The sequence below is a fragment of the Marinobacter gelidimuriae genome (genome assembly GCF_000372805.1).
Classification (GTDB): Bacteria; Pseudomonadota; Gammaproteobacteria; order Pseudomonadales; family Oleiphilaceae; genus Marinobacter; species Marinobacter gelidimuriae.
On the sequence record NZ_KB889938.1, the window covers coordinates 1 to 9,418 of the forward strand.

Below are 9,418 nucleotides of genomic sequence, written 5' to 3' on the forward strand. Positions count from 1 at the left end.
GATGCCTTTTTTCGACCAGTAATTGAAGGTTTTGTAGACAGAATTCCATTTTCCGAAGTGGCCTGGCAGATCTCTCCAGGGCACACCGGTCCGCATTCTGAACAGAATGCCTTCGACTGTTTTGCGCAAACCTGCCTTGTTATACAGACTGAATTGAAGCAATATTTCTCTTAGCTTGGACCACAGCTCCTCTGTGAGCATGTATCTGGGCATTGCGGGCTCGTATGATTGTTGTTTCGGAACTTCATTATACGAGCTTGCTCTTACCTTTCAAAGGCTTACGAGCAATTGTCAACAGACCCTAGCGAGCTTTGGGTAGATCCGTCCACCGCGTAGTGAAGGCTGGGGACAGGTTTCCTCGTTTCATTTCCCACAAAGCATTTGACCCAGCACTTCTTCCAAACTTCATCAATCCAGAGCCTTGCGATGCGTTTATCTGGTCGAGTAGCCCCATTACCACTTCGCTTTTGACAGAATCCGAAACTGCAGCGAACAGGTCCTCCTGCTCTTCGCCCGGTGTTCGGAAATCACCGAGCATGACCCCAGCCTTGTTGTATCGTAACCCTGGCCTCCATATCTTCCGGATTAGCTCTATAGCTGAATGGACAATAATCCGAGTGTCTTGGGTAGCATGCGGCAAAGGAGCGGTTAACGAATTCGAATATTGTTCATCAGCGCCGTAGCGACTGGTGGATAAGAAAGCGGTGAGTTGCCCGGCAGATTGCCCCTCGCCCCGGAGCTTTTCGGAGGCCCGCACGGCATAGCTGGCTACAGCTTTGAGCATGTCTTCCAGTTCAAGAACAGGTTGCCCGAAGGATTTACTCGAAATAATCTGTTGTTTCGTGGGTGGTACTGCCTCGATCTCCTGGCAAGCAATCCCGTTCAACTCTCTGACGGTGCGTTCTACGACGATTGAAAACTCGCTGCGAATCCAGCTTGTATTCGCTTGCGCCAGGTCGAGCCCGGTATGAATGCCGGCGTCGATCAACCTTGCGCTCAGTTTTTTCCCGATACCCCAGATATCACCTACTGGCGTAATACGCAGCAGCCGGCGCTGGCGGGCAGGGCAGGTTAGGTCGACGACACCTTTGGTGGCTGGGTACTTCTTTGCGCCGTTATTTGCCAGCTTGGCAAGGGTCAGTGTTGACGATATCCCGACGCAGATGGGAAGCCCTGTATCTCTGGCGACCCTCGACTTAACAATTCGTCCGAACTCAGCCAAGTCCATGAACGCGGACATCCCAGATAAATCCATGAAAGCCTCGTCAATACTGTAAGGCATCACGGCCGGCGCCAGGTCGTCCAATGTCTGCATGAAACGAGCGGACATGTCTGCGTACAGCTCGTAGTTTGATGAGCAGATTACCAATCCGTGTGACTTCTGGAGGTGCTTTACCTGGAAAACCGGTTCCCCCATTTTAATGCCGATGGCCTTCGCTTCCGCTGATCTGGCAACAATTACAGAATCATTGTTTGAGGTCACGACCAAAGCCTTACCGCGGTAGGCAGGATTAAATAGCGACTCAGCTGAGCAGTAAAACGAATTTATGTCTGCGAGCGCCCAAACTTGGGGTCGAACACTACTCATAGATCCATCAGAGAATGTATGACGCTGCGGACAACACCAAACACCTCAAGTTCACTGCCTTCTTTAAGGTGAATGTCCGGGTACTCAGGATTTTCCGCCAAAAGAACTGGGTGGTTGGGGTCCGTAAGATCTAATCGCTTCACGGTGAAGTCTCCGTCGATCACTGCGACAACGATTCTGCGGTGAGTAGCAGGAAGACTTTTATCCACCACCAATAAATCATTGTTGTGAATTCCGGCGCCGATCATCGAGTCGCCTTCGACGCGTACGAAAAAGGTCGCGGAGGGCTTCTTGATGCAGTATTCATTGAGATCCAGTGGCCGGGAGGCGTAATCAGCTGCGGGGGAAGGAAATCCGCAGCGCACGCTGCCTGAAGAAACCGAGGCTATAGGTTGAGTTTCGGCGACAGGGGTACTGAAGGAATCCGTGTTCATGTCTACCTCGTCGCTGGTTAAATATACAGTATAAAGCGTTAAGCGCTGTTCACTCCACAGAAATTACCCTCAGAGAGAGAGCACTAAATTTCATAAACCAAAAATCAATAGCTTGGGCTCGTAATTCCACGCAAAGTCCTAAATTTTATTCAGGTGGGTTCGAGAAGCCAAGGCCAAGTAATTCTTTATCATATTGTTTATTTTTTTTTAGCGTTTTGGGTGGTTGGCCATCTAGGGGAGTAGAGTCGGGTCTACGCAAAAAATCCTCAAAGTCCAATACACTTAAATATTGGACATAGAAATCGTCAGAGGTGGGAGGGCGCCGCATCTGGCACTAACCGGGACCAAACAGGGTCGGCCCTTCGGGCTCATCTCGATCGTGTACCCAAGCTTCGATCACGGATAGATCCGCAAAGATGCGGCCCGACAATATGGGGTCCATGTCATAGGCATCGGCGTAGCGCATAAGCAATGCCTCTTGGTCGGCAAAAAAAGACTCCAGATCAGCCAAAACATCTGCCGAAAGGTCGGCTTCAAATTTTGAGGCAAGAAAAGCCAGATCATGGAGGTCGCGGGCAGCCGTTCGATAGTTACGCCTTGGATCTTCCGTGGCTGCCAAGAGCTTCTGGCGAGCGATTGCATTGGCGCGGTACACCTTCACACCGTTGATGATTGCAATCTCATGCTGCACTGGTAGCTGGCGGGATGAAATCTCGATCTTAATGGAAAATGGTGTGGATTCGCCTGGCATTGAGAAGCTGGGCCGGCAACGGTGAGTCGTCTCGGTTTTCTTCTGCTTAAAGAAGGCCTCCAGCCGGATCTGCGAGCCATCCTTATTGGCCAACTTAACGGCTTGCCGGCAAACACTTTCGATATTGATGTGACCCCGGAGCGAACATTCAATATCAAAGTCGAGGTCTTCGCTAAAGCGATCCAGGCCATAACAGAGCAAAAGCGCAGTGCCACCCTTCAGCACCAAGGGTTTGTTATCGTCAAGAATAACCCGACAAACAGCCTTCATCAGCCGCTTGTGCACTTGCTCGCGATGATTGCCGGTCATCGCACTCATGATTCCATCCACGCTCGCATGCGACGGAGCCCTGGCGCGGAAATAAAAGGTGATAATTGCTCCATCCACGTAGATACGTCGCCCAGACTCACCACATCATCAATATCGCTGGCCTGGATGTTAGGTATCGGCTTTCCCGATACCTCGCAAAAGTGATAAAGCAGATCGAAAATAGCCCGCTCATGGCTGGCGGCCCAGATACGATGAACCTTGACCCCCAGGCTCGCCATGCTACTGGTCGCGTCCCAAAGCCCGTTGACGCCCAACAGGTTTATGGAGCTGGTGATACCAGCCCCCGCGATCTGCCAGCTTCCGGGATTGCTCAAGCGGTGGGTATACCACAAAGCGGGCGGGTGGTCGCCCCGGCCGGGCAAGCAAAGCGCCGAGGCCCCGGTCAAGTAATAAGCTGGTATCAGTCCGGCGTCAGCGCGAGTGTCATCGAACAACCTGAATAACCAGGTCGCGCCAATGACATCCGCAACCTTCAGGTAACTCCTAAAGGCAACACTGTCGTCGCCCTGCTCTACCTTGGTTATGGTTCTTCGGGACAAGCCTGACTCACGCGCAACATCGGCACCGGTGCGCCCTCTAAGCCGCCGAATGCCGGCCAAAGCCCTGCCACAGCTTTCGTCCGCTTTGTGTGAAACCGACTCTTCAATTTCGGCGGTAATCATATCACCCCCCCCTAAACCAAGCGCAGGAAAATGCCAATAGCAGTATTGTACCACCTGGCTCCGGCTGACACATAGGCCACAAAAGGACAGGTTGGCCCGCTACGATCAAGGCCAGCCGGATTACTGCCACGCTTGAGCCAGCGAATGCCAACGGCATGAAGGCCTCTCACGCATGGTGGGCATCGAATATAGGCGCCATGTCTACTTGGATGCCTGGAGCTGAACCCAGATCATCGGGCTGCTTCTTCACTATAGCCGATTAACTCAACGATCCGGGAAAGCTCCAGTTTGTAATCATAGGCATACGCCATGCGTGCCATGTCCGCACCTGCTAAGGACGCCTCCGGTGACAAGGGGGTGGTTATGAATCGTGAGCCAAGAAATTGCTGAATACTGTCTTCTGTGGTCCGCGAGTCCGCCGAACGAATGCCGATCTGGCCGAGGGTGTCCATTAGTTGTCCGCCGGTCTTTTCATTGAGCGTCAGCGGCGCAGTTGACGATAGAATCACTTGATAACCTGGCTCCCATTCATGGTCGCCATCTCCACCAAAGGATGGATTAACAATCGTGTCACTTCCTACCTTAAACACCCGGGTATGGCCGAAAACGTCATGGACCGCATTAATTAAAAGCCTGGCTCCATCATCTCCCGTTCTTGGGTCCAGCCAGAAGGCATAAATTCCACCGGGTTCAAGGCTGTCACGAATCATCCGCATGCTTTCCCGTGAATACATCCACGCAGAAAATGAATATCCAGGCCCGGTCAGGGTATTAAAAATGTAATTGTAGTGTTGTCCTTGATTTTGTTTTTCGGTAAGCAGCGTTAACGCATCTTTTTCGTGTAGAAGAGCACGATCATAAATACGGTCATTCAATTCTGAAAAATGAACCAGATGCTCAAGAGCATCGGGACTGATATCAACGATCTCAGTGTTGCCGAAAAACGAGTCTATAGCCGCCGCGCTTACGCCGGTGCCAGCGCCGAGTACCAGTGCCCGATTGTCGTCATTTGCAAAAAACGCGGGCAGCAAAGCTGATACCGATTCCCCGACCTGAAGGTTATAAGAGTCGCTGTAAGGACGATCACTGAATATCTTGAGACTTCTCATGCCACCGATATAAAGGTAATCAGAGGTGTATACAGGAGGCGAATCACGATCCGTGTAAACAGCGATGTGATCAGCGCTCCACCCGTAGGAATTCCAGGCACCAAGGAAGTCAACGGTGTCGTATGGCCGATCAACAGCGGACATGCCGAGGCTAAGCATGCGACCCTGAAACAGATTTGCTCGCATCAGCGCCATCTGAGCAAGTACGGACTGATGAATTGCCGTTTGGCTGGACAGAATCGGCCCGGTAATTCCTAAAATAACGACCGCTACGGTCATCAAAGGCTTTAAACGAAAAATGGCTACAGAAAGCGCAATAATGACAAGAACCAGAAAAATAAGATCCAGATTGAGATCGCTGAAAGCGATGTAAAGCCAGTAGCCGACCGCATTACCAAGAGAAACAAGGAACAGCGTAAAGTGGCTTTGAGCACCGAGCTTCACGGCACCTGGGATCGATGCACCCAGGAATGCAAACATCGGAACAATTAGAAGGATGGCAACCAAAGAATAGATTACCCAGATGTTGTCTGATACATGAATCAACAGGGGCAGTAAGTGAGGCAGAGTGACGCCTATACCGGTGAGCCAGGCGATACCAAGGACTGTCATGAAAACAATATCGGACATTGACCGGATAAACCGCCGAACTAGAACGCCAGCGATAGCTAACCCGGCAAAAATAAATGCGGTCACAATGGTGTAATTACGAATGTTCGGGCCGACCAGGTAGTCAAATACCTTGTACACAATCAAGCCCGCAACCCCGGTGCAGACAGACAACAAAAAAAGCAGAACATAATACTTCGGACAAAATGAAGATTCCGCGGGCGTTGTTCTCACCGGATCAAGCGTGTCGACTGCCTGACGCCTTCCCAGTAAACCATTTACAACGGAGGTAGCACCCAGGATCAGACCGGCAACAATCCATCCCATCACCGGAAAAACAAAAACCTCAAGAGCGATCAACGCGGCGGCGCCACCGGCGTGAAAAGCAATAAAAACCACCGTGAAAGCGTCGCGTTTATGGCCTGATCCGGATAGGGGAAGCTCGCACCTTGTTCGCTCATAAAGCGGCAGCAATGCCCCGGAAAGCAGGGTCAGTGGAGCCAAGAGTGCGAGAGCAAAGACCAGCTTCAATTCCAAAGAATAGCGACCAAGAAGCAGAATAACGCTGTCAGCGCCCTGCATCTGAACAAAACCAAAAAGCATCAATCCATACAAACCAAGACTGATCTCAACAGACAGTCGATGGTTACCTCGCCCATAACCGCCAAATAATGCACCAATACCAGAAAGGCACACAAAAGCGGTCAGGCTGACAGCGACGGATAAGCTGTCTCCCAATCCGGTCATCAATATCAGTTTGAAAGTCACAATCTGGAATGCTAAGGCAGAGAAACCCGCAAGCCATTCGTGGACACCTGCGCTTCTCAAAAAATGCCGCTCAGTTGTCATTATGTATTTTGCCTCTGATTAAACTCAGTCAACCTCAGTAAAAGAGATAGTAAAATGCAGTATACAATGGCACATGAGACTGAACTTGGGACGTGTTGCGTTTCGACCAACGATGTCACGAACTATAGGCTTTCCGTGAAAAACAGAAATACTGGCAAAGTGCGGAAACTACTTATGGTGGAGCGCATAATTCAGAGTAAGATACCTTATAAGAAGTTTTTAAAGATCACTAAAAACACGGCATCATAGTCGGATGAGGAAAAACCTATGGACACGAAAGAAACCCTGATTGGCCTGGCGTTGACCCTTGCACTCACTGGCTGCGGCGGTGATTCCGGGAGCGCTGTTGAAGAGCCAAGCGTGTCCGAACCGGAATTGGTTAGCGGCTTCACACTGGAACAGCGCCGCGCTCATAAAGAGATCATCAACGCGGAGTTTGCAGAAAACCGGAGCATTGCCGGCGCTGGCGTGAAAGTGGCGGTGTTTGATCGTGGCATTAATATCGAGCACAAAGAGTTTAATGGCCGGACGATTAACCAAAACAGCCGGAAGGTCGTTTCCGGTTTTAACTACCTCACCGAAGAAGAACACCAGTTCACGGCGGAAAACCAATACCGGACCTTCGATGATGGCCCGCAAGTTGATGAAAACGGCCACGGGACCGCCGTGTCTTCCCTCATTATTGGGGAGGAAGGTGGCGTTGCCCCGGACGTTAATTTGCTCGTTATCGACATCACTCGTACCAGTGTTTTTATGGATGGCTCGGTTGTGATCGGTATGATTGACGAGATTGCTAACAATGGTTTCGATTTCGCGTCAGTAAGCGTCGGGGGTGTTGACTTTTTCATTGATTCATCGAAATACGAGTTTGGCTCTGCGGAAACAGACGAGAAGCCTTATTGGGATAAGTTGGCAGAGCGCGATATCGGATTGATCACCGCAGCTGGAAACGATTCCGAAGACCTTACGGTTAAGCGCAGCGCCGATTCCAGCTTTGACGAAGGCGCTGCCCTCGTCTTGGCAGTCTCAGGTCCCGTAATTGCCCCCCAATTTCTTTATGTCGGCGCCATTACAAGCACCGGTGAGCCGTCAGAGCTCAGCAACACCCCGGGGTCTGACGCCGATATTCAGGACCGGTTTATCCTGGCGCCGGGCATCAACGTGGTAGCGCCAAGCCATACAAACAATCAAAGCCTTGGAATGTGGAGCGGAACATCGTTTTCGACTCCGATCGTCACCGGTGCCGCGGCACTTGTTAAGAGCCAGAACCCAACACTCTCCAACCGGACGGTATTGACCGTATTACTGGAAAGCGCCGACCGGTCGTTTGAGGGCTATGATCCGGAACTGCACGGACAAGGCATTCTCGACATTGAAGCCGCGTTGACGTTCGACACTTCCGAGCTTGAATAGCTCGGCAGCTTCCGATTATCGAAGGCGGCAAATAAGGAATGCCGGGCGAGACCGACATTCCTTATGATTAAGGTACCTTAATGAGCTATTCACCTTCGAGATCGAGTGCAATTCCAGCTAGCCACGCATCTACTAACCCCCGCTACCTAAAGGCCGTGCATTCAAAGGCAGACCCTGTTACAGCATTGGGAAATCGCGCAGCGCTCCTCAAATCCCTGGCTGATGCTACGGCCGCTCATGATCGGACATTACCCACCGCCCTACTTATTATAGCGCGGCAATTAACTTGGCCGGCGGACCGGACAAGATAGTTGACGCTGCACAACTTATACTGGACCTCGATATTTTCCGGCTGGTTAATCATTCCATGGGCGAAGACGCTGGCGATGAAATTTTGCAGGTCGTGGCAAGCCGCTTGGCACAGGCGCTACCCACTGGCAGCCCCGCCTTCCGAATTGGGGGAAATGAATTTGCTATCGTCCTTGTCGACATTCACTTTGATCGAGGAATTTCTGGGTGCAATGTTCAGCCGCTGGATAGCGAGCGTTGTCTGATCCAGCTCAAGACCAACTCTGGCAAGCGCCATCGCGGTCAGTACCTGACCGGCATGGTCGTGCCTTTTGCGGCAGAAACTGCCGGAAAAGCCTTGTTTCTATCTCGCAAGGGACGCCGGTTCTGGCTCTCCATGAGCTTCGACAAAACGCTGGACGTGATGGACGAGGGCGCCGTTCGGCAGTACGCCGCCTCGCTCATCGAAACCGAATTGGAAAACCAAGTGGTGGGTTTCGACCTGGGCGTGGAACGCCAGGTGACGGATTCGGCAGGCACGGTATATCACCTGCCGGATGCGGCGGCAGCGTCTCTAAATCGACTGGGAAAACGCCGAGTGCGATACCAGCGCCGATACGCCCGAATGGCCAGAGCCAACGACCGAAAAGCCGACACGGTTAAGCGATCGCGCACCGGTGGCGAGAAGAAAATGCAGTACAAGCTGGGCCGCTACAGCGAGAAAATAGGGCGCTGTTGTGCTTACCTGTTGGTAGGCCACTCCAAACTGGGAATCGCCTCCCGAACCCAAGCAATATCTTGAAACTCTTCCCTTTCGTCCATAAAGCGGAACCACCCCAGGTAATTGTCCACGTGGGCCGTTCCGACACCGTGGAAGCGCTTAAGCCAACCCTTCCAGCGTTGGGTAAAATTGTTCAGGGTCTGAATGTGGTAAACACCCTCAATAACCCGGCTGTTATCCTGCGCAATCAATCGCTTATGCTCAAGATGGTCAAACGTCTTCACCATTCCTACATAGGAAAGGTTGCCCTCTGTGCACAAGACGGAGTTCTCGCGGATCACTGGGGCCAAGGCTGCGATAATTTCCTCCTTGGTGTCGTGCTCTAGAACATGGTGGGTAATGTGTCCGGAGCGATCCAGCGCCAATGCGATGGGCACCAGAGTCACCTTACCGCCCCCACGTTTACGGGCTGGCCGAGGCATCGTCTTTTTTCCCTTGAAGGACTCCGGCAGGAATGTCTCGTCGGCCTCGATGATGCCGGACAACGACGTAGCCTTATGATCTCTGGGACTGCTTAGAAAGGCATGACGCCAGCGAAAGGCCGTGCGTAGGCTGACACCGGTCACCTTGGCCGCTTTGCGTAGGGATAGGCCATAGCGCATCG

At 51.9% G+C, this 9,418-nt stretch carries 9 protein-coding genes; 2 read left to right on the forward strand and 7 right to left on the reverse strand.

Annotated elements, in window-relative coordinates; genetic code table 11:
- The 6 genes from A3OI_RS22335 to A3OI_RS0117115 form a co-directional block, all read right to left on the reverse strand.
- Positions 1–213 (reverse strand): transposase (locus tag A3OI_RS22335; protein WP_018405452.1); only part of this gene is annotated, 213 nt, incomplete at its 3' end.
- 88 nt (positions 214–301) lie between these two features.
- Positions 302–1,588: a translesion error-prone DNA polymerase V subunit UmuC gene (umuC, locus tag A3OI_RS0117095; protein ID WP_018405453.1), complete on the reverse strand. Its 1,287-nt coding sequence runs from the start codon at positions 1,586–1,588 to the stop codon at positions 302–304.
- Positions 1,585–2,022: a LexA family protein gene (locus tag A3OI_RS20705; protein WP_040475164.1), complete on the reverse strand. Its 438-nt coding sequence runs from the start codon at positions 2,020–2,022 to the stop codon at positions 1,585–1,587. Before A3OI_RS20705 ends, umuC begins: the two co-directional genes overlap by 4 nt.
- A 334-nt stretch (positions 2,023–2,356) precedes the next feature.
- Positions 2,357–3,160 carry a nucleotidyl transferase AbiEii/AbiGii toxin family protein gene (locus A3OI_RS0117105; protein WP_228703026.1) on the reverse strand — a complete coding sequence of 268 codons (804 nt, stop codon included), beginning with the start codon at positions 3,158–3,160 and terminating at the stop codon, positions 2,357–2,359.
- The gene (locus tag A3OI_RS0117110; protein WP_018405456.1) at positions 3,088–3,765 is read right to left on the reverse strand and encodes a helix-turn-helix domain-containing protein; all 678 of its coding nucleotides are present in this window, start codon (positions 3,763–3,765) and stop codon (positions 3,088–3,090) included. The genes A3OI_RS0117105 and A3OI_RS0117110 overlap by 73 nt, the downstream gene beginning before the upstream one ends.
- A gap of 230 nt (positions 3,766–3,995) precedes the next feature.
- A complete protein-coding gene (locus tag A3OI_RS0117115) occupies positions 3,996–6,332 on the reverse strand; it encodes a spermidine synthase family protein (RefSeq protein WP_018405457.1) in 2,337 nt (778 codons plus the stop codon).
- A 267-nt stretch (positions 6,333–6,599) separates the two neighbouring features.
- Between A3OI_RS0117115 and A3OI_RS0117125 the strand changes: the two genes are divergently transcribed.
- Together A3OI_RS0117125 and A3OI_RS0117130 are read left to right on the forward strand one after the other, a co-directional pair.
- On the forward strand, positions 6,600–7,745 hold the full coding sequence (locus A3OI_RS0117125; RefSeq protein WP_018405459.1) for a S8 family peptidase: 1,146 nt from the start codon (positions 6,600–6,602) through the stop codon (positions 7,743–7,745).
- A gap of 286 nt (positions 7,746–8,031) precedes the next feature.
- Complete coding sequence (locus tag A3OI_RS0117130; RefSeq protein WP_026224268.1) at positions 8,032–8,835, forward strand: diguanylate cyclase domain-containing protein; 804 nt, start codon at positions 8,032–8,034, stop codon at positions 8,833–8,835.
- Here A3OI_RS0117130 and A3OI_RS22340 read toward each other — a convergent pair.
- A partial coding sequence (locus A3OI_RS22340) for an IS1595 family transposase (protein WP_155903209.1) occupies positions 8,775–9,418 on the reverse strand: 644 nt, incomplete at its 5' end. The two genes, A3OI_RS0117130 and A3OI_RS22340, sit on opposite strands and share 61 nt — an antisense overlap.

Bases quoted from the DNA above. Each gene is read 5' to 3' on its own strand.
- A3OI_RS20705 (WP_040475164.1), bottom strand. From the start codon at position 2,022: ATGAACACGGATTCCTTCAGTACCCCTGTCGCCGAAACTCAACCTATA.
- A3OI_RS0117115 (WP_018405457.1), bottom strand. From the start codon at position 6,332: ATGACAACTGAGCGGCATTTTTTGAGAAGCGCAGGTGTCCACGAATGG.
- umuC (WP_018405453.1), bottom strand. From the start codon at position 1,588: ATGAGTAGTGTTCGACCCCAAGTTTGGGCGCTCGCAGACATAAATTCG.
- A3OI_RS0117125 (WP_018405459.1), top strand. From the start codon at position 6,600: ATGGACACGAAAGAAACCCTGATTGGCCTGGCGTTGACCCTTGCACTC.
- A3OI_RS0117110 (WP_018405456.1), bottom strand. From the start codon at position 3,765: ATGATTACCGCCGAAATTGAAGAGTCGGTTTCACACAAAGCGGACGAA.